The following is a 19,781-nucleotide window of genomic DNA, read 5'->3' on the forward strand; positions in this document are numbered from 1 at the left end:
GCATGAACAAACTGGAAGTGCAGGATCTGCACAAGCGCTATGGCAGTCACGAAGTGATCAAGGGTATTTCCCTGACCGCCAAGGCTGGCGATGTGATCAGCATCATCGGCTCCAGCGGCTCCGGGAAAAGTACCTTCCTGCGCTGCATCAACCTGCTCGAACAGCCCCATGCCGGCAAGATCCTGCTCAACAACGAAGAGTTGAAGCTGGTGCCGAACAAAGAGGGCGGCCTGAAGGCTGCGGATGCCAGGCAACTGCAGCGCATGCGCTCGCGGCTGTCGATGGTGTTTCAGCATTTCAACCTGTGGTCGCACATGACGGCTTTGCAGAACATCATCGAGGCGCCGGTTCACGTTCTGGGCGTGTCGAAAAAGGAAGCGCTGGAAAAAGCCGAGCATTACCTGGCCAAGGTCGGGATTTCCCATCGCAAGGATGCATACCCTGGACACATGTCCGGCGGCGAGCAGCAGCGGGTGGCGATCGCTCGTGCATTGGCGATGGAACCCGAAGTCATGCTGTTTGACGAACCGACTTCGGCGCTCGACCCTGAGCTGGTCGGCGACGTGCTCAAGGTCATGCAGGGCCTGGCTCAGGAAGGCCGGACCATGGTGGTGGTCACTCATGAAATGGGCTTTGCCCGTGAAGTCTCCAATCAACTGGTTTTCCTGCACCAGGGCGTCGTACTGGAGCGCGGCAACCCGCGTGAAGTGCTGGCCAATCCGCAGACCGAGCGCCTGCAACAGTTTCTGTCCGGCAGCCTCAAGTGACGATCGGCATCGCCTGGCGGTGCCTTTTTATGGCAGAACAGGTCATGCTGCGCGACGCGCGACGTGACCTGGATGTTCCAGATCGAGCCTTTCTCCACAGGCCCGGCTTTTGCGGCAATACGTATCGGATCTCCCAATGACTGCCCATCGAATCGGTTTCCTCGTCTGGCCTGGCACCAAAGCCCTGACCCTGGCGCTTGCCGAGGAAGCCCTGCGCGTTGCTCAACGCGTACATCCTGAAGTGGTCTACGAATTGTCGTTTCTGCAGGCCGAGGCTGCCGACGCTGCTCCCGTCACTGGTGGGTGGCAGTTGCCGGGTGAGCCGTGGGCCGGGCAGCTGGAAGGTTTGCACAAGCTGTTTCTGCTGGCTGATGAGCCGCCTGCAGCCGTGGCGCCGGCGCTGAGCAGCGCACTCAAGCAACTGGTACGTGCCGGCTGTTCGATCGGCGGGCTGTCGGCAGGGGTTTATCCGCTTGCTCAATTGGGTCTGCTGGACGGCTATCGCGCTGCGGTCCACTGGCGCTGGCAGGATGATTTTGCCGAGCGTTTTCCGAAGGTCATCGCCACCAGCCATCTGTTCGACTGGGACCGCGATCGTCTCACCGCCTGCGGCGGCATGTCGGTGCTCGACCTGCTGCTGGCGGTGCTGTCCCGCGATCATGGCGCCGAACTGGCTGGGGCGGTGTCCGAAGAACTAGTGGTCGAACGCATTCGCGAAGGTGGCGAGCGGCAGCGCATTCCATTGCAGAACCGTCTGGGCTCCAGTCATCCGAAGCTGACCCAGGCGGTGCTGTTGATGGAAGCCAATATCGAAGAGCCGTTGACCACTGATGAAATCGCCCAGCACGTGTGCGTGTCGCGCCGCCAGCTGGAGCGCATCTTCAAGCAATACCTCAATCGCGTGCCCAGCCAGTACTACCTGGAACTGCGCCTGAACAAGGCGCGCCAGATGCTGATGCAGACCAGCAAGTCGATCATTCAGATCGGCCTCTCCTGCGGGTTTTCATCGGGGCCGCACTTCTCCAGTGCCTATCGCAATTTCTTTGGCGCCACGCCGCGTGAAGATCGCAATCAGCGCCGCAGCAGCAGCCCGTTCGAGCTTTCGCCGGTGCCTGCCGAGCGCGGCTGATCCTGTTGTCGCAGCAGAAGTGCTGTACCGACAGCTCAGGTCCAGACACTCATGCTCAATCTGTTTAAACTGCGTCTTTGTGACGCAATATGTCGCATTGCCGAAAACCTTGAAAAAACCCGGTTTTGCGCTGTAACAAGTTGTCGCCTGGCGGCAAGGCCGAACAGAATTCAGTCCTTACAATCTTCCCATCGCTCGCCAGTTTCAGGCAGGCGTTCCTCATCAGGAGACTCCGATGTCCGTTGAGCATGCTGCGGTGCAACGCGCCGATTTCGACCAGGTAATGGTCCCCAACTACGCCCCGGCCGGGTTCATTCCTGTGCGCGGTGCGGGCTCCCGGGTCTGGGATCAGGCGGGGCGCGAACTGGTGGATTTTTCGGGCGGGATCGCCGTCAACGTATTGGGCCACTGCCATCCGGCGCTGGTCGGTGCCTTGACCGAGCAGGCCAATAACCTCTGGCATGTGTCCAATGTGTTCACCAACGAGCCGACGCTGCGTCTGGCCAAAAAGCTGGTGGATGCGACCTTCGCCGAGCGCGTGTTCTTTTGCAACTCGGGTGCCGAAGCCAACGAAGCAGCCTTCAAGCTGGCGCGCCGCGTGGCGCATGACCTGCACGGCCCTGACAAGTACGAAATCATCGCGGCGGTGAACAGTTTTCATGGCCGCACCCTGTTCACCGTCAGCGTGGGCGGGCAGCCAAAGTACTCCGACGGTTTCGGGCCGAAGATCACCGGTATCAGCCATGTGCCTTACAACGATCTCGAAGCCTTGAAAGCAGCCGTGACTGACAAGACCTGCGCTGTAGTGCTGGAGCCGATTCAGGGCGAAGGCGGCGTTTTGCCGGGTCAGCTGGAATACCTGCAAGGCGCGCGCAAACTGTGTGACGAGCACAACGCACTGCTGGTCTTCGACGAAGTGCAAAGCGGCATGGGCCGGAGCGGTCATCTGTTCGCCTACATGCATTACGGCGTGACCCCGGACATCCTTTCCAGCGCCAAAAGCATCGGCGGCGGCTTCCCGTTGGCAGCCATGCTGACCACTGAAAAGCTGGCGAAGCACTTTGCGGTAGGCGTTCACGGCACCACCTATGGCGGCAACCCGCTGGCGTGCGCTGTAGGCGAAGCGGTAATCGACGTCATCAACACACCTGAAGTGCTGGCTGGCGTGAAGCGCAAGCATCAGCAATTCAAGACCCGTCTGGAAAGCATCGGCCAACAGTACGGCGTGTTCACCGAGGTGCGTGGTCTGGGCCTGTTGATCGGTTGTGTGCTGTCCGATGCCTGGAAAGGCAAGGCCAAGGACATCTTCAATGCGGCCGAGGCCCAAGACCTGATGATCCTGCAAGCTGGTCCCGACGTGATTCGTTTCGCCCCGAGCCTGGTGATTGAAGACGCAGACATCGAAGAGGGCCTGAACCGCTTCGAACGCGCCATTGCCAAGCTGACGTCCTGATTCTACTGCCGTCTTCCGGTGCTTGCCCGACGGGCTGGCACCGGACATTTTCCTGCGCTGTGCAGCATCACGCTGCATGGCGCATTTATCAGCGCCGGTCGCAGACACCGGTCGATCTACAAGGAGTGGCACCATGCTGGTAATGCGCCCTGCGCAAATGGCTGATCTGGCCGAGGTCCAACGCCTCGCTGCCGACAGCCCTATCGGTGTCACGTCCTTGCCCGACGACGCTGGCCGTCTGACCGACAAGATAGGCTCGTCGGAGGCATCGTTTGCCGCAGAAGTCAGCTTCAATGGCGAGGAAACCTACTTCTTCGTGCTGGAAGACAGCGAGAGCGGCAAGCTCGTCGGCTGTTCCGGTATCGTCGCCTCGGCAGGCTATTCCGAACCGTTCTACAGCTTTCGCAACGAAACCTTCGTGCATGCTTCGCGCGAACTGAAGATCCATAACAAGATTCACGTCCTGTCGCAGTGCCACGACCTGACCGGCAACAGCCTGCTGACCAGCTTCTATGTCGTCCCCGAATTGGTGGGCACCTCTTGGTCGGAGCTCAACTCGCGTGGCCGTCTGCTGTTTGTCGCCAGTCATCCCGAGCGCTTTGCCGATTCAGTGGTCACCGAAATCGTCGGTTACAGCGACGAACAGGGCGACTCGCCATTCTGGGATGCGATCGGGCGCAACTTTTTCGACCTCAATTACGCCGCTGCCGAACGTTTGTGCGGGCTGAAAAGCCGGACCTTCCTCGCCGAGCTGATGCCGCATTACCCAATCTACGTGCCCTTGCTGCCCGATGCTGCGCAGGAAGCGATGGGGCAGGTCCATCCGCGGGCACAGATCACCTTCGACATACTGATGCGCGAAGGCTTTGAAACCGATCATTACATCGACATCTTCGACGGTGGCCCCACGCTGCATGCCAAGGTATCCGGCATCCGTTCCATCGCGCAGAGCCGTCTGGTGCCGGTCAAGGTCGAGGCCGGGCCAGGCAGCGACGTCGGTAAGGGCGGTCGTCTGTACCTGGTTGCCAATGGCCTGTTGCAGGATTACCGCGCGGTATTGCTGGAACTGGACTGGGCGCCTGGCCGACCTGTGGTGCTGAGCCTGCAGGCCGCCGACGCGCTGGGTGTCGGTGAAGGTGCCAGTGTGCGGATCGTGGCTGTCTGAGCCAGACGTTCGATTGTTGATTAGTGAGTTTCAAGGCTCTCGATGAGCCGCTGAGGAGAAAACATGATCGTTCGTCCCGTACGCAGCAGCGACTTGCCCGCGCTGATCGAGCTGGCGCGCAGCACCGGCGCCGGTCTGACGACCCTGCCTGCCAATGAGCAGCGTCTGGCCCATCGGGTCGGCTGGGCTGAAAAGACCTTTCGCGGAGAAGCCGAGCGCGGTGACGCGGACTACCTGTTCGTGCTCGAAGACGACGACGGCCGTGTGGTCGGAATTTCCGCCATCGCCGGTGCGGTCGGGCTGCGCGAGCCCTGGTACAACTACCGGGTCGGGCTGACGGTCAGTGCGTCGCAGGAACTGAACATTTACCGGGAAATTCCGACGCTGTTTCTGGCTAATGACCTAACGGGCAATTCCGAGTTGTGTTCGCTGTTTCTGCACAGTGATTCGCGCAACGGCCTCAACGGTCGCCTGTTGTCGAAAGCGCGCATGCTGTTCATTGCCGAATTCCCGAAGTTGTTCGGCAACAAGATCATTGCCGAAATGCGCGGCATGTCCGACGAAAATGGCCGCTCGCCATTCTGGGAAAGTCTGGGACGGCATTTTTTCAAGATGGAATTCAGTCAGGCTGACTACCTGACCGGTGTGGGCAACAAGGCGTTCATCGCCGAGCTGATGCCCAAGTTTCCACTGTACAGCTGCTTTCTTTCCGAAGACGCACGCAGCGTGATCGGCCGTGTACACGCGGACACCGAGCCGGCGCTGGCCATGCTCAAGGGCGAGGGCTTCTCGTATCAGGGCTATGTCGACATCTTCGATGCAGGCCCGGCCATCGAATGCGAAACCGGCAAGATTCGCGCGGTGAGGGACAGCCAGGCACTGGTGCTGGCCATCGGCACACCGGGCGACGACGCGCCGCAGTTTCTGATCTACAACCGCAAGCGTGAAGACTGCCGCATCACCGTAGCGGCTGCGCGTTTTGCTGCCGGCACACTGGTGGTCGATCCTAAAACCGCCAGGCAGCTGCGCATGAGCGCCGGGGACAATGTGCGTGCGGTGCCCTTGTCTGCGACGCGGGAGGGCCTTTGATGAGTACGTTGTATATTGCAGGTAACTGGCAGGAAGGGCAGGGCGAGCTGTTCACTTCGTTGAACCCGGTTACCCAGCAAGCGCTGTGGTCCGGGCACGGCGCGACAGCAGAGCAGGTTGAGCAGGCCACTTGTGCCGCCCGGCAGGCGTTTCCCGACTGGGCGCTTCGCTCGCTGGACCAGCGTATTGTCGTGCTGGAAGCCTTTGCTGACAGCCTTCGGCAGCACGCTGATGAGCTGGCGCAGTGCATTGGTGAGGAAACCGGCAAGCCGCTGTGGGAATCGGCAACCGAAGTGACCAGCATGATCAACAAGGTCAATATTTCGGTGCAGGCCTATCGCGAAAGAACCGGCGAAAAAAGTTGCCCGCTCGGCGACGCCACGGCGGTCTTGCGCCACAAACCACATGGTGTGGTTGCAGTATTCGGGCCTTACAACTTTCCCGGTCACTTGCCGAACGGCCATATCGTGCCGGCTCTGCTGGCCGGCAACACGGTGTTGTTCAAACCCAGCGAACTGACGCCGAAAGTCGCCGAACTGACAGTCAAGTGCTGGATCGACGCCGGGCTGCCTGCCGGTGTGCTGAACCTGTTGCAGGGTGGGCGTGAAACCGGCATTGCGCTGGCGGCCAACCCAGGTATCGACGGCCTGTTTTTCACTGGATCGAGTCGTACCGGTAATGCTTTGCACCAGCAGTTTGCCGGGCGTCCCGACAAGATTCTCGCGCTGGAAATGGGCGGTAACAATCCATTGGTGGTCGATCAGGTCCAGGATATCGAAGCGGCGGTGTACACCGTCATTCAGTCGGCATTCATTTCTGCAGGTCAGCGTTGTACCTGTGCGCGTCGTTTGCTGGTGCCCGAGGGCGACTGGGGCGACGCCTTTCTGGCTCGTCTGGTGGCGGTCAGTGCGACGCTTGAAGTCGGACCGTTCGATCAGCAGCCGGCGCCGTTCATGGGCTCGGTGATTTCCCTGGAGGCCGCGCGCGCGTTGATGGACGCGCAATGCCAATTGCTTGCCAGCGGTGCAGTGACCTTGCTGGAGATGCGCCAGCCGCAGCCCGCCGCTGCGCTGCTGACGCCGGGCATTATCGATGTCAGTGCTGTGTTGAACAGGCCCGACGAAGAACTGTTCGGCCCGCTTCTGCAGGTTATCCGCTATGCCGGGTTTGACGCAGCCATCGCCGAAGCCAATGCCACTCGGTACGGTCTTGCAGCCGGCTTGCTGTCTGATTCGCAAGCGCGCTATCAGCAGTTCTGGCTGCAGAGCCGTGCCGGTATCGTCAACTGGAACAGGCAACTGACCGGGGCTGCCAGCAGCGCGCCATTCGGTGGCATAGGTGCTTCGGGCAACCACCGGGCCAGCGCTTATTACGCTGCCGATTATTGCGCGTATCCGGTCGCCTCGCTGGAAGCCGCCAGCCTGACCTTGCCCGCGACATTGACCCCCGGTATCAGGCTGAACTGACTGTGTGCGCCACGAATGCTTATGAAAACAGATCCACGGAGCCTTGCCGATGAAGTCCTGTGAAGTGAATTTTGACGGTCTGGTCGGGCCAACCCACAACTACGGTGGGTTGTCCTACGGTAACGTTGCGTCCCAGAGTAACAGCCAGCAATGCGCGAACCCGCGTGAGGCGGCGCTGCAGGGTCTGGCGAAAATGAAGGCGCTGATGGACCTGGGCTTTACCCAGGGTGTACTCGCGCCTCAGGAACGACCAGACGTTGCCGGTCTGCGTCAGTTGGGTTTTACCGGCAGCGATGCCCAGGTGATCGAAAAGGCTGCCCGCCAGGACATGCCATTGCTGGTCGCCAGTTGCTCGGCGTCGAGCATGTGGGTGGCTAACGCTGCTACGGTCAGCCCCAGTGCCGACACGGCCGATGGCCGGGTGCATTTCACCGCTGCCAACCTCAACTGCAAGTATCACCGCAGCATTGAGCATCCGACCACCAGCCGAGTGCTGGGTGCAATGTTTGCCGATGCAAGCCATTTTGCCCACCATCCTGCGCTGCCGCCAGTGGCACAGTTCGGCGATGAAGGTGCGGCCAATCACACCCGTTTTTGCGCGGGCTACGGCGAAGCCGGGGTGGAATTTTTTGTGTTTGGCCGCAGCGCCTTCGATACACGTTACCCGGCGCCGCAGAAGTACCCGGCTCGCCAGACCCTTGAAGCGTCACGAGCCGTCGCTCGCTTGCACGGTTTGCGCGAAGAGGGCGTTGTCTATGGGCAACAGAACCCCGCGGTCATCGATCAGGGCGTGTTTCACAACGATGTGATCGCAGTTGGCAATGGCGACGTGCTGTTCTATCACGAGGACGCCTTCCTCCATACCGGGCAGATACTCGGTGAGCTGCGTGACAAGCTCGGTCGGGCAGGCGGGCAATTGCGGGCTATCTGCGTGCCGCGGGCCGAGGTGTCTGTTCAGGATGCAGTGCGCTCATACCTGTTCAACAGTCAGCTGTTGTCACGCGACGATGGCTCGATGTTGCTGATTGTGCCGCAGGAATGCCAAGCCAATGCCAATGTCTGGGGCTACCTGCAACGGCTGGTGGCCGACCAAAGCCCGGTGGCCGAGGTCAAGGTGTTCGACCTCAAGCAAAGCATGCAGAACGGTGGTGGGCCGGCGTGCCTGCGCTTGCGCGTGGCGCTTAACGAAACCGAGCTGGCGGCGGTGAACCCAGGCGTGATCCTGACCGCTCCGCTGTATCAGACGCTAACCCAATGGATCGACAGGCATTACCGTGACCGCATGAGCGAAAACGACCTGGCCGACCCGCGATTGCTCACTGAATGCCGGACGGCATTGGATGAACTGACGCAAATCCTTAAACTGGGTGCCGTTTATCCGTTTCAACTGAATTGAAACATCTTGCGTGTCGGGCATCGTCCCGATGCACGATTTCCTTTATAGAGAGCATTTCCATATGAGCGACGCCCTGCAACTGATCCTTGAAGACACCGATGGCACCCAGCTGGAAACCTCCTGCACCCGCGTTGCCGTAATCTGGCAGGGCAAGGAACTGTGGATTCAGCAAGACGGCCGTGGCCAGTTGCTGATCGGCGTTGACGTTGAAGAAGGCGATGCCGAATACGCCAATCTGCTGTTGCGCCCGCTGGCCACCAACCTGGTCAGCCTGCAACTGGAGATGGAACCAGCCGACATCGGCGCCGAAGAAGACGGTCACGTCCACGGTCCTGACTGCAACCACTGAGGAAGCACACCATGATCGCCCTCGGCAAACTGCTTGAACTGACCCTGGCCGGGCGTGAGCCGGCGGAGAAGACTCAACTGACCGTCGAAGGCGTGCGCATGCGATGGCTGAGCGAAGGCGCCCTGGAGGTCCGTCCGCCAGAGGCGCGTGACAATGGCACCGACCTGCTGCTGTCAGCCGGCATTCATGGTAACGAGACTGCCCCCATCGAGCTGCTGGACGAACTGATCCGCAGCATCGCACGCGGCGACCTGAAACCGCGTGCACGTATTCTGTTTCTGTTCGGCAACCCGGATGCCATGCGTCGGGGCACGCGGTTTGTCGAGCAGGACGTGAACCGGCTGTTCAACGGTCGTCACGAACAAAGCGGCGGCGCGGAAGCCCTGCGCGCTTGCGAGCTGGAGCGGCTGGCCGCCAGCTTCTTCAGCCTGCCAGACCGTTATCGGCTGCATTACGACCTGCACACCGCCATTCGTGGCTCGAAGATCGAGCAGTTCGCGCTGTACCCGTGGAAAGAAGGCCGCCAGCACTCCCGCCGCGAACTGGCCCGGCTGCGCGCAGCAGGGATGAGTGCGGTGCTGTTGCAGAACAAGCCGTCCATCGTGTTCAGCGCCTATACCTACGATCAACTGGGTGCCGAGGCCTTCACGCTGGAACTGGGCAAGGCCCGGCCCTTCGGCCACAACCAGCAGGTTAACCTGGCGCCGCTGCGTTTGCGTCTGGAGCAGATCATCGAAGGCACCGAGCCGGAAGCCGATGAGAACCTGGAAGGCTTGCAACTGTTCAGCGTCGCCCGGGAAGTCATCAAGCGCAGTGACGCGTTCACGTTCAACCTGGCGGATGACGTGGAGAACTTCACCGAACTTGAAAAAGGCTACGTGTTGGCCGAGGACGTGAGTGATTCACGCTGGGTGGTGGAAGAAGAGGGCGCAAGAATCATATTCCCCAACCCGAAAGTCAAAAACGGCCTGCGGGCGGGGATTCTGATTGTGCCTGCCAGTGCTGAAGCGCTTGGCTGACTGAACGCTTCACGCTTTCCCGCGATTATAGTAGGAGCGGACTTGTCCGCGAACTACCGGGAACTGGCAGCAAAACCAGGCACCTCGGTGTATCAGGCCCAGCCGAGGTGCCCCGGTTCTCCGCGCATCTGCAGGTTAGATACTTCAGCAGGCCGCTTTTTGCTGGGTGTCCAGGCGGCGCAGGCTGCGGACCTTGTTCAGAGTATCCGCGCAGGTCTTGGCTGCTTCTTCGCCTTTATGTACGAAGTGATCGAAGAAGAACTTCAGATGCTCTTCACCTGCATGGAAGTGGTGCGGCGTCAGGACCACGGAGAAAACCGGTACTTCGGTTTCCAGCTGGACCTGCATCAGTGCGCTGACCACTGACTGCGCGACGAATTCGTGACGATAGATACCACCGTCCACCACCAGTGCCGCGCCGACGATGCCAGCGTAACGGCCGCTATTGGCCAGCAACTTGGCGTGCAACGGGATTTCAAAGGCGCCACCGACTTCAAAGATGTCGATGTCACTTTCGGCGTAACCCTGGTTAGCCATTTCGGCGATAAAACCTTTACGGCTCTGGTCGACGATATCCTTGTGCCAGCAGGCCTGAATGAAAGCGACGCGTTCGTTTGAATGGCTCTTGCTTTTGCTGTCGATTGCGGTTGGTTGCACGTGTTCTGACTCCTGTTTATAGAAAAAACAGGGCATTTGGATCGAAAGGGATTCAAGTCACGTAGGAAAGCCTCCTGAACGATGTCGTTCATGATGAGGTTTTGCAGACGTTATTGTAGACACCAATCCCGCTCTCTCTTCATCCGGACTATGACCGTCGGCCCCGGAATCACACCGGGTCTGCTGACCTTGTTGGTCGCCGGCCAAAGCCGCGACCCCCAAGCGCTCGCGGGCTAGACGCATTGCGCGCCATTACCGCCGGTGGGGAGTTGCGCCCCGCCCTGAGAACGTTGCCGCCACTTTACGTGGCCGGCGCAGGATTTTTATCACAGATCGTTCGATCATGCATGGACACTTTCGTACGGTACTCCTGCCTTTTTCTTATAAGGACGCGGAGTATCGAGAGTCGCAGCGCTTGATTATCATGTGCCTCAGCCTCAGTAATGCCTTGTTGCAAGCCAAGCGTTGCATGCATTATCGATTTTCGAATTTCAGGGAGCTTTTTTGTGACTGTCATCGATTTGCGCAGCGACACAGTGACTCTGCCCACGCCGGGCATGCTCGACGCCATGATCAAGGCGCCTTTGGGCGATGATGTCTACGGTGAAGACCCCACGGTCAATCTGCTCGAGGAGACGCTTGCTGAACGCCTGGGGTTCGATGCTGGCTTGTTCGTGCCGTCCGGCACCATGAGTAATTTGCTGGCACTGATGGCGCACTGTGAGCGCGGCGACGAATACATCGTCGGTCAGCAGGCCCATACTTACAAATACGAGGCCGGTGGTGCGGCAGTGCTGGGTTCAATTCAGCCGCAGCCACTGGAAGTGCAGGTTGACGGTTCGCTGAACCTGCAGCATGTACTCGATACCATCAAACCGAATGATTTTCACTTTGCCCGCACTCGTTTGCTGGCACTTGAAAACACCATGCAGGGCAAAGTTCTGCCGCTGGAGTATCTGGCTGCAGCGCGCGCGTTGACCCTGGAAAAAGGCCTGGCGCTGCATCTGGACGGCGCCCGTCTTTACAACGCAGTGGTGAGGCTGGGCGTCGATGCTCGAGAGATTACCCGGCATTTCGACTCCGTTTCGGTGTGCCTGTCCAAAGGCCTTGGTGCGCCGGTCGGCTCCGTACTGTGCGGCTCGCAGCCACTGATCGCCAAGGCGCGCCGCCTGCGCAAAATGGTTGGCGGCGGTATGCGCCAGGCTGGCGGCCTTGCCGCTGCCGGGCTGTACGCTCTGGATCATCAGGTCGAGCGGCTGGCTGACGATCATGCAAATGCAGCGCTTCTCGCCGAAGGGTTGAGCGGGCTGGGCTACAGTGTCGACCCTGTTCACACCAATATGGTCTATGTGCAGATCGATGATCATGCCGCCTCACTCAAGGCGTTCTGCGCCGAACGCGGCATCTTGCTTACCGCTACGCCGCGGTTGCGTATGGTCACCCACCTGAATATTTCGCGTGCGCAGGTGGCGCAGGTCGTCGATGCATTCGCTGCGTTCAACCGCCCATGACATGCCGGGCGTCAAGTTACTTGTTTCTATCGCACAAACACACTGTACCGAGGGCGCAACGCCTATATAATGCGGCCCTTTGCCGTCGCAACGTCCTTTGACGTTATGTACTTGCCTCTGGCCGCAGTCTCCGTGGAAGAACCTATGAAAAGCGCAGAAATCCGTGAAGCCTTCCTTGGCTTCTTCGAAGAGCAAGGCCACACCCGTGTCGCTTCAAGCTCCTTGATTCCGGGCAATGACCCAACCCTGCTGTTCACCAACGCAGGCATGAACCAGTTCAAGGATTGTTTCCTGGGCCAGGAAAAGCGCGCCTACACCCGGGCCGTGACCAGTCAGAAATGCGTGCGTGCCGGTGGCAAGCACAACGACCTGGAGAACGTCGGCTACACCGCCCGTCACCATACTTTTTTCGAAATGCTGGGTAACTTCAGCTTCGGTGATTATTTCAAACGCGATGCCATCACCTACGCCTGGACCTTTCTGACGTCCGAAAAGTGGCTGAACCTGCCCAAGGAAAAACTCTGGGTTACCGTCTACGCGACCGATGACGAAGCCTACGATATCTGGACCAAAGAGATCGGCGTGCCTGCCGAGCGCATGGTTCGCATTGGCGACAACAAGGGCGCGCCGTACGCCTCCGACAACTTCTGGACCATGGGTGATACCGGCCCGTGCGGTCCTTGCAGCGAAATTTTCTTCGATCACGGTCCGGAAATCTGGGGCGGTCCTCCAGGCTCGCCGGAAGAAGACGGCGACCGTTACATCGAAATCTGGAACAACGTTTTCATGCAGTTCAACCGCACGGCTGATGGCGTGCTGCATCCGCTGCCCGCGCCGTCGGTGGACACAGGCATGGGCCTTGAGCGTGTCAGTGCCGTTCTGCAGCACGTGCATTCCAACTACGAAATCGATTTGTTCCAGAGCCTGCTGGCTGCGTCGGCCAAGGCCATCGGCTGCAACAACGAAAACCAGGCTTCCCTGAAAGTGGTGGCGGATCATATCCGCTCCTGCGGTTTTCTGATCGCCGACGGTGTGCTGCCGTCCAACGAAGGCCGTGGCTACGTGCTGCGCCGTATCATTCGTCGCGCCTGCCGTCACGGCAACAAACTGGGTGCCAAAGGCAGCTTCTTCTATCAGATCGTCGCCGCGCTGGTTGCCGAGATGGGCTCTGCCTTCCCTGAACTGGTGCAACAGCAGTCGCACATCGAGCGCGTTCTGAAAGGCGAAGAAGAACAGTTCGCCAAGACTCTGGAGCAAGGCTTGAAGATCCTCGAGCAGGACCTCGCCGAGCTGAAAGGGACCGTGGTTCCTGGCGAAGTCGTGTTCAAGCTGTACGACACGTATGGCTTCCCGATGGACCTGACCGGCGACATCGCCCGCGAGCGCAACCTGACCCTGGATGAAGAAGGCTTCGAGCGCGAAATGGACGCCCAGCGCGTGCGCGCCCGCTCTGCCAGTTCGTTCGGCATGGACTACAACAGCCTGGTCAAGGTCGACGTAGCCACGCAGTTCACCGGCTACTCTGCAACCACTGGCAGCGCCACTGTCGTCGCCCTCTATAAAGAAGGCCTGTCGGTCACGCACCTGAACGAAGGCGAAGAGGGCGTGGTGATTCTCGACTCCACGCCGTTCTACGCCGAATCGGGCGGCCAGATCGGTGACAGCGGCTTCCTGCTGGCCGGTGATGCACGCTTCGACGTCAGTGATACCACCAAGACCGGCGGTGCGTTTCTGCACCACGGTGTTGTGGCGTCCGGCAGTCTGAATGTTGGCGCTCAGGTGGAAACACAGGTGGCTGATGAGGTTCGCGATGCAACCGCATTGAACCATTCGGCCACTCACTTGCTGCACGCTGCATTGCGCCAGGTACTGGGCGATCACGTTCAACAGAAAGGCTCGCTTGTCGACAGTCAGCGCCTGCGCTTTGACTTCAGCCACTTTGAAGCGATCAAGCCCGATCAGTTGCGAGCGCTGGAAGATATCGTCAACACCGAAATTCGCAAGAACACGCCGGTAATGACAGAAGAAACCGACATCGAAACCGCCAAAAAGAAAGGTGCGATGGCACTGTTTGGTGAAAAGTATGGCGACAGCGTTCGGGTACTGAGCATGGGCGGCGAGTTTTCCGTCGAGCTGTGTGGCGGCATCCATGCCAAGCGTACAGGTGACATTTCGCTGTTCAAGATCGTCAGTGAAGGCGGCGTTGCTGCCGGCGTGCGCCGTATCGAAGCGGTGACCGGTGCTGCAGCCCTGGCTTGGCTGAACTCGGCCGAAGATCAACTCAAGGAAGCCGCGACGCTTGTCAAAGGCAATCGCGACAACCTGCTGGATAAGCTGACGGCGGTGCTTGAACGTAATCGCCTGCTGGAAAAGCAACTGGAACAACTGCAGGCCAAGGCAGCCAGCGCAGCCGGCGACGACCTGTCGTCTGCCGCGCAGGATGTCAAAGGGGTCAAGGTTCTGGCCACGCGCCTGGATGGTCAGGATGGCAAGGCGCTGTTGGCGCTTGTCGACCAGTTGAAAAACAAGCTCGGCCGCGCAGTGATCCTGCTCGGCAGTGTTCATGAAGACAAGGTTGTCTTGGTCGCAGGCGTGACCAAGGACCTGACTGGCCAACTCAAAGCCGGTGATTTGATGAAACAGGCGGCCGCCGCCGTCGGTGGTAAAGGTGGTGGTCGTCCTGATATGGCTCAAGGTGGTGGTGTCGATGCGAGCGCGCTGGATGCAGCACTGGCCCTGACCGTTCCTTTTGTAGAGCAGGGAATCTGAGTCGAATCCGCGGGCCTGCCGGATGACGACAGGCCCTGCAAGATTCGAATGTCAATGGATGCTCTTAACGGGTTTTGAGGCGGCTTTGAGATGGCTTTAATCGTACAAAAATTTGGAGGCACCTCTGTTGGCTCTGTCGAGCGCATCGAGCAGGTGGCCGACAAGGTCAAGAAATTCCGCGAGGCGGGTGACGATCTGGTGATCGTACTGTCGGCCATGAGCGGCGAAACCAATCGCCTGATAGAGCTGGCCAGGCAGATCAGCGAACAGCCGGTTCCTCGTGAACTGGACGTGATCGTCTCTACGGGCGAACAAGTCACCATCGCCTTGCTGGCGATGGCGCTCATCAAGCGTGGCGTGCCAGCGGTGTCCTACACCGGTAATCAGGTGCGTATTCTCACCGACAGCGCGCACAACAAGGCGCGCATTCTGCAAATCGATGACCAGAAGATCCGCTCCGACCTCAAGGCAGGTCGTGTGGTAGTGGTCGCCGGTTTCCAGGGCGTCGATGAGAACGGCAACATCACAACCCTGGGGCGTGGCGGTTCTGACACCACCGGTGTGGCCCTGGCGGCGGCGCTGAAAGCCGACGAGTGCCAGATCTACACCGATGTCGATGGTGTCTACACCACTGACCCGCGTGTGGTGTCGCAGGCTCAGCGTCTGGACAAGATCACGTTCGAAGAGATGCTGGAAATGGCCAGCCTCGGCTCCAAGGTGCTGCAGATCCGTGCGGTCGAGTTCGCCGGTAAATACAACGTCCCGCTGCGCGTTCTGCACAGCTTCAAGGAGGGGCCGGGCACCCTCATTACCATTGATGAAGAGGAATCCATGGAACAGCCGATCATTTCCGGCATCGCGTTCAATCGCGATGAAGCCAAGCTGACCATCCGTGGCGTGCCAGACACCCCCGGCGTGGCGTTCAAGATTCTCGGCCCGATCAGCGCGGCAAATATCGAAGTCGACATGATCGTGCAGAATGTCTCGCACGATAACACCACCGATTTCACCTTCACTATCCACCGCAACGATTATCAGGCAGCACTGCAGGTGCTTGAAGCGACCGCGCGCGAAATCAGCGCACGTGAGGTTTCCGGCGATACCAAGATTGCCAAGGTGTCTATTGTCGGTGTCGGCATGCGCTCGCACGCAGGTGTCGCGAGTCGCATGTTTGAAGCTCTGGCCAAAGAGAGCATCAACATTCAGATGATCTCCACGTCCGAAATCAAGGTTTCTGTGGTCATCGAAGAAAAGTATCTGGAGTTGGCTGTGCGCGCGTTGCACACGGCATTCGAGCTGGATGCTCCTCGGCAGGGTGACTGATGCTGCCGCCGAAGGGTGCGGTCTGATCGCGTCTTTCGGATACTGCGCAGAGAGGCTGATGTTTTCTCTGCGCAAGTCGATACACAGATAATGGTTATGGCATTTTGCTACTGGCCATTGCCTATTGGTTTTGCAGACTGTTGTCCCTGAATAAAGGCGTAAGGAGAAAAGTATGCTGATTCTGACTCGTCGGTGCGCGGAAAGCCTGATCATCGGTGACGGTGAAATCACCGTTACCGTACTCGGTGTAAAGGGTAATCAGGTGCGAATTGGTGTCAATGCGCCCAAGGAAGTCGCTGTTCACCGTGAAGAGATTTACCTTCGCATCAAGAAAGAGAAGGATGAAGAACCAAGCCATTAATTTTTATTGAATTTTTGGTTTGCAAACGGGGAAAAGGGTGGTTATTATACGCCCCGTGTTGCGGAGAGCTGGCCGAGTGGCCGAAGGCGCTCCCCTGCTAAGGGAGTACACCTCAAAAGGGTGTCGGGGGTTCGAATCCCCCGTTCTCCGCCATTATTTGTGTAGTGCGTCAGATTGGGCTTGATCGGTAAGTTGTTGAATTTACTAGAGAAAGTGATTGACAAAACAATCTGACGACCTATAATGCGCGGCACCAACACATGCACTCGTAGCTCAGCTGGATAGAGTACTCGGCTACGAACCGAGCGGTCACAGGTTCGAATCCTGTCGAGTGCACCATTTAAAGTTGTTTGAATCACTGTAAGCAATTACAAGGTTTCCGATAGCTGGCTTCAACCAGAGGTGGTCTGGTCTAAAAACACCAATGCACTCGTAGCTCAGCTGGATAGAGTACTCGGCTACGAACCGAGCGGTCACAGGTTCGAATCCTGTCGAGTGCACCATACAACGAAAAGCCCGTATCGAAAGATGCGGGCTTTTTGCTTTCTATCGCTTTCCTTTAACGCAGCCGTGTTCGTCGAACGTCACCTTGTTGGTGCGGCCTTTCTTCTGTTTGTATTCGTAATGCAACTCGCCATTGCGGTTGGTGACGTTGTCCGGGCGCCCTAGCAGGCTCTCGACATCGCGCTTGGTCATGCCAGGCGGCGTGCGTTGATTGATGATAGCTGCTCTGCGTTGTTCGGCGTTCAGGCGATTGCCGCAGCCGTCGTCACGTGTGCCGACCACTACCAATTCCCTGGTTGCCGATTGACCGCCCGCGAGCGCTCGATCGTCTTTGGGTGGCAGTAATCCGATGATGGTCCCGGGCGGGGCGTTGAAGGCTCTCTGTGTGCGGGTACTTTGGCCTGGCGCACAGCCCAGGGTGGTAAATGTAATCTTTCCGGTTGCATCCTCGCAGCGTTGAACGCTATTGGCGGTTGCATGGCCGGGCAAGCAGAGCAGAACGCTCCACAGGGATAAATGAATGACGGCACGCATAACCAGGTCCTCCATGACTGAGTGTCGCAAGAGCCTAGCGGCGGCCTTTTGCCGGGGCCAGCGGGATTTATTGCCTGGATGTGACGTCGGGTGCGCGGCGGTTCAAGCAAGCTTGCAGCTTTGTGTTGCAAACGATTGTTATAAGCTGAATTTCTCGCGTGCGCTTCGCTAAAAGCGGTGTATCATTGCGCCCGTCAGCCCCGCCGGGGCTTGTGGAATACCTCCATGGACTTACCCAGTCGTAACTCAATAGTGTTTTTTGACAATCATGAATTAACTGATTGATCTCCCGGCGTGCTCTGCTGCTGGGAGTGGAGCTCGCCTATGACCGAAAGAGAAGTAAAAAAAACGCAGGAAAGCTTGCAGGATCGCCTGGCTCAGGTTGTGGATCTGCTGCAGCGCCAGCGTATTGTTGAAGACCTGACTCACCGTCAGGAAGGTCAGCATCAGGATCGCGTAGAGCACCTGGTTCACCGGCAGAACCTTGTCGAGCTGCAGCGCAAGCTCGAAGATCTCCACTCTGCCGATGTCGCTTATATCCTCGAAGCCTTGCCTCTGGAAGATCGCCTGACCGTCTGGCAACTGGTCAAGGCCGATCGCGACGGCGACATTCTTCTCGAAGTATCCGATTCCGTTCGTGAAACCCTGATCGCCGACATGGACGATCATGAGTTACTCGCGGCGGCACGGGACATGGACGCCGACGAATTGGCTGACCTTGCTCCCGAATTGCCCCGTGACGTTGTTCACGAGCTGATGGAAGCGCTTGACTCACAGCAGCGTGAGCGCGTGCGCTCTGCATTGTCCTACGACGAGGATCAGGTCGGCGCACTGATGGACTTCGAGATGGTGACGATCCGTGAGGATGTCAGCCTTGAAGTCGTGTTGCGCTACCTGCGCAGGCTCAAGGAGCTGCCGGGTCACACCGACAAATTGTTCGTAGTTGATTCAGAAGGTGTGCTCAAGGGTGTTTTGCCCATCAAGCGCTTGCTGGTCAATGACCCGGAAAAACAGGTTGGCGAAGTCATGGCCAACGATCCGGTCAGCTTCCATCCTGAGGATGACGCCTATGATGCTGCGCAAGCATTCGAGCGTTACGACCTTATTTCCACGCCTGTTGTGGACAAGAATGGCCGACTGATCGGCCGACTGACCATCGATGAAATGGTCGACCTGATTCGTGAGGAAAGCGAAAGCGAAGTCCTCAACATGGCGGGTCTGCGCGAAGAAGAGGATATCTTCGCTTCGGTATGGCGCTCGCTGCGTAACCGTTGGGCCTGGCTGGCAGTCAATCTGGTGACGGCATTTCTGGCGTCGCGGGTCATCGGCCTGTTCGAAGGGTCTATCGAAAAGCTGGTCGCGCTTGCTGCCCTGATGCCGATCGTTGCTGGTATAGGTGGTAATTCGGGTAATCAGACCATCACCATGATTGTTCGCGCGATGGCTCTGGATCAAGTCAACACGGGGAACACGGCTCGGCTGCTGCGTAAAGAGCTGGCTGTCGGCCTGATCAACGGCTTGCTTTGGGGGGGCGTGATAGGCGTTGTCGCCTACATGCTGTATGGCAGTTGGTCACTCGGCGTTGTCATGACGGCGGCGATGACGCTCAATCTGCTGCTGGCTGCGCTGATGGGGGTTTCGATCCCTATGGCTCTGGCGCGTCTCGGGCGGGACCCTGCGATGGGGGCGAGCGTCATGATTACGGCGATGACCGACAGTGGTGGGTTCTTCATCTTTCTTGGGCTGGCTACGATCTTTTTGCTCTAAGCCGTCTTTCTTAAAAGCGTTAAACTAAAAAACCGCCATAAACAGGCGGTTTTTTATTACCCGGCGCATTGCCCTACGGCGGTATTTGTTAATACAGCCGGTATTAACGACGAAAAGGACTACAACAAAAAAGGCCAGCTTTCGCTGGCCTTTTAACGTTTACGCTGAATCTCAAGACTCTTCGGAAGCAAGTTCCGTGTCGTGGGCAATCAGCGAAACAAGGGCGTTCTGTTGACGATGTGACAGCTGGCGAAAACGCTGCAGCAATTCGCGCTCGTGCAAGGACAGCTCAGGACTGTCAAGGCGCAGGCTTGGCTCGTCGCCAAGAGCACCTTCCTGAATCAGGCTTTGTTCGAGGCGAGCAATGATCTCCGAGTTCATGCTGCGGTGATGATTCTTGGCTACCTCTTGCACGCGATTACGCATGCCGTCTGGTAGGCGAACGACGAACTTGTCAGCCGTGCGGCTGGAATAAGTAGCCTGTTTCATAGGGCTCATATATTTAACCGGTTAGTTCAGGGG

Annotated in this window: 17 protein-coding genes, 3 tRNA genes and 1 riboswitch; of the genes, 17 read left to right on the plus strand and 3 right to left on the minus strand. The window is 58.5% G+C overall.

The annotated features are described in order from the left end of the window. Nucleotides 1–2 precede the first annotated feature (2 nt). The 9 genes from POR16_RS07420 (at nucleotide 3) to astE (ending at nucleotide 9,833) form a co-directional block, all read left to right on the plus strand. The gene (locus POR16_RS07420) at nucleotides 3–767 is read left to right on the plus strand and encodes an ABC transporter ATP-binding protein (RefSeq protein ID WP_122381114.1); all 765 of its coding nucleotides are present in this window, start codon (nucleotides 3–5) and stop codon (nucleotides 765–767) included. Between the two features lie 136 nt (nucleotides 768–903). Beyond that, nucleotides 904–1,896, plus strand: a complete 993-nt coding sequence (argR, locus tag POR16_RS07425) for a transcriptional regulator ArgR (RefSeq protein WP_005889885.1) — start codon at nucleotides 904–906, stop codon at nucleotides 1,894–1,896. Nucleotides 1,897–2,131: 235 nt separating this feature from the next. Continuing rightward, nucleotides 2,132–3,349 carry an aspartate aminotransferase family protein gene (locus POR16_RS07430; protein WP_024670847.1) on the plus strand — a complete coding sequence of 406 codons (1,218 nt, stop codon included), beginning with the start codon at nucleotides 2,132–2,134 and terminating at the stop codon, nucleotides 3,347–3,349. A 133-nt stretch (nucleotides 3,350–3,482) separates the two neighbouring features. Further along, a complete protein-coding gene (gene aruF, locus POR16_RS07435; RefSeq protein ID WP_005889888.1) occupies nucleotides 3,483–4,514 on the plus strand; it encodes an arginine/ornithine succinyltransferase subunit alpha in 1,032 nt (343 codons plus the stop codon). A 63-nt stretch (nucleotides 4,515–4,577) separates the two neighbouring features. Continuing rightward, nucleotides 4,578–5,603 (plus strand): arginine N-succinyltransferase, encoded by a 1,026-nt coding sequence (gene astA / locus POR16_RS07440; RefSeq protein ID WP_005889890.1) that lies wholly within the window; start codon nucleotides 4,578–4,580, stop codon nucleotides 5,601–5,603. Continuing rightward, nucleotides 5,600–7,069, plus strand: coding sequence for a succinylglutamate-semialdehyde dehydrogenase (gene astD / locus POR16_RS07445; protein ID WP_162010086.1), 1,470 nt, complete (start codon nucleotides 5,600–5,602; stop codon nucleotides 7,067–7,069). The genes astA and astD overlap by 4 nt, the downstream gene beginning before the upstream one ends. Nucleotides 7,070–7,118: 49 nt before the next feature. Then, nucleotides 7,119–8,465: an N-succinylarginine dihydrolase gene (astB, locus tag POR16_RS07450; RefSeq protein ID WP_005889897.1), complete on the plus strand. Its 1,347-nt coding sequence runs from the start codon at nucleotides 7,119–7,121 to the stop codon at nucleotides 8,463–8,465. Between the two features lie 61 nt (nucleotides 8,466–8,526). After that, the gene (locus POR16_RS07455) at nucleotides 8,527–8,814 is read left to right on the plus strand and encodes a hypothetical protein (RefSeq protein WP_005889899.1); all 288 of its coding nucleotides are present in this window, start codon (nucleotides 8,527–8,529) and stop codon (nucleotides 8,812–8,814) included. 11 nt (nucleotides 8,815–8,825) lie between these two features. After that, nucleotides 8,826–9,833, plus strand: a complete 1,008-nt coding sequence (gene astE / locus POR16_RS07460) for a succinylglutamate desuccinylase (RefSeq protein WP_024670850.1) — start codon at nucleotides 8,826–8,828, stop codon at nucleotides 9,831–9,833. A gap of 144 nt (nucleotides 9,834–9,977) precedes the next feature. On the opposite strand, the gene POR16_RS07465 is transcribed toward astE, so the two are convergent. After that, the gene (locus POR16_RS07465) at nucleotides 9,978–10,490 is read right to left on the minus strand and encodes a 6,7-dimethyl-8-ribityllumazine synthase (protein WP_005889906.1); all 513 of its coding nucleotides are present in this window, start codon (nucleotides 10,488–10,490) and stop codon (nucleotides 9,978–9,980) included. A 126-nt stretch (nucleotides 10,491–10,616) separates the two neighbouring features. Then, nucleotides 10,617–10,783: riboswitch (FMN riboswitch) on the minus strand. Nucleotides 10,784–10,996: 213 nt separating this feature from the next. Between POR16_RS07465 and ltaE the strand changes: the two genes are divergently transcribed. From ltaE to POR16_RS07500, 7 genes are all read left to right on the plus strand, one after another. Continuing rightward, nucleotides 10,997–12,001: a low-specificity L-threonine aldolase gene (ltaE, locus tag POR16_RS07470; protein ID WP_024670851.1), complete on the plus strand. Its 1,005-nt coding sequence runs from the start codon at nucleotides 10,997–10,999 to the stop codon at nucleotides 11,999–12,001. Nucleotides 12,002–12,145: 144 nt separating this feature from the next. After that, nucleotides 12,146–14,770 (plus strand): alanine--tRNA ligase, encoded by a 2,625-nt coding sequence (gene alaS / locus POR16_RS07475; protein WP_005889911.1) that lies wholly within the window; start codon nucleotides 12,146–12,148, stop codon nucleotides 14,768–14,770. Nucleotides 14,771–14,860: 90 nt separating this feature from the next. After that, nucleotides 14,861–16,093: an aspartate kinase gene (locus POR16_RS07480; RefSeq protein WP_005889913.1), complete on the plus strand. Its 1,233-nt coding sequence runs from the start codon at nucleotides 14,861–14,863 to the stop codon at nucleotides 16,091–16,093. Between the two features lie 172 nt (nucleotides 16,094–16,265). Continuing rightward, nucleotides 16,266–16,454, plus strand: a complete 189-nt coding sequence (gene csrA / locus POR16_RS07485) for a carbon storage regulator CsrA (RefSeq protein ID WP_002554426.1) — start codon at nucleotides 16,266–16,268, stop codon at nucleotides 16,452–16,454. Between the two features lie 62 nt (nucleotides 16,455–16,516). Then, nucleotides 16,517–16,607, plus strand: a tRNA-Ser gene (locus POR16_RS07490). A 109-nt stretch (nucleotides 16,608–16,716) separates the two neighbouring features. Next, nucleotides 16,717–16,793: transfer RNA gene (locus POR16_RS07495), tRNA-Arg, on the plus strand. 87 nt (nucleotides 16,794–16,880) lie between these two features. Continuing rightward, a tRNA-Arg gene (locus POR16_RS07500) sits at nucleotides 16,881–16,957 on the plus strand. Nucleotides 16,958–17,000: 43 nt separating this feature from the next. Here the strand turns inward: POR16_RS07500 and bamE are convergent. After that, entirely contained in the window at nucleotides 17,001–17,492 is a 492-nt protein-coding gene (gene bamE / locus POR16_RS07505) for an outer membrane protein assembly factor BamE domain-containing protein (protein WP_005889915.1), read from the minus strand. A 324-nt stretch (nucleotides 17,493–17,816) separates the two neighbouring features. On the opposite strand from bamE, the gene mgtE reads away from it, so the two are divergent. Then, on the plus strand, nucleotides 17,817–19,259 hold the full coding sequence (gene mgtE, locus POR16_RS07510) for a magnesium transporter (RefSeq protein ID WP_024670853.1): 1,443 nt from the start codon (nucleotides 17,817–17,819) through the stop codon (nucleotides 19,257–19,259). A 171-nt stretch (nucleotides 19,260–19,430) separates the two neighbouring features. On the opposite strand, the gene POR16_RS07515 is transcribed toward mgtE, so the two are convergent. Continuing rightward, on the minus strand, nucleotides 19,431–19,757 hold the full coding sequence (locus tag POR16_RS07515) for an Arc family DNA-binding protein (RefSeq protein WP_002554423.1): 327 nt from the start codon (nucleotides 19,755–19,757) through the stop codon (nucleotides 19,431–19,433). Between the last annotated feature and the right edge of the window lie 24 nt (nucleotides 19,758–19,781).

The organism is Pseudomonas coronafaciens pv. oryzae str. 1_6 (genome assembly GCF_000156995.2).
Taxonomy (GTDB): Bacteria; Pseudomonadota; Gammaproteobacteria; order Pseudomonadales; family Pseudomonadaceae; genus Aquipseudomonas; species Aquipseudomonas tremae.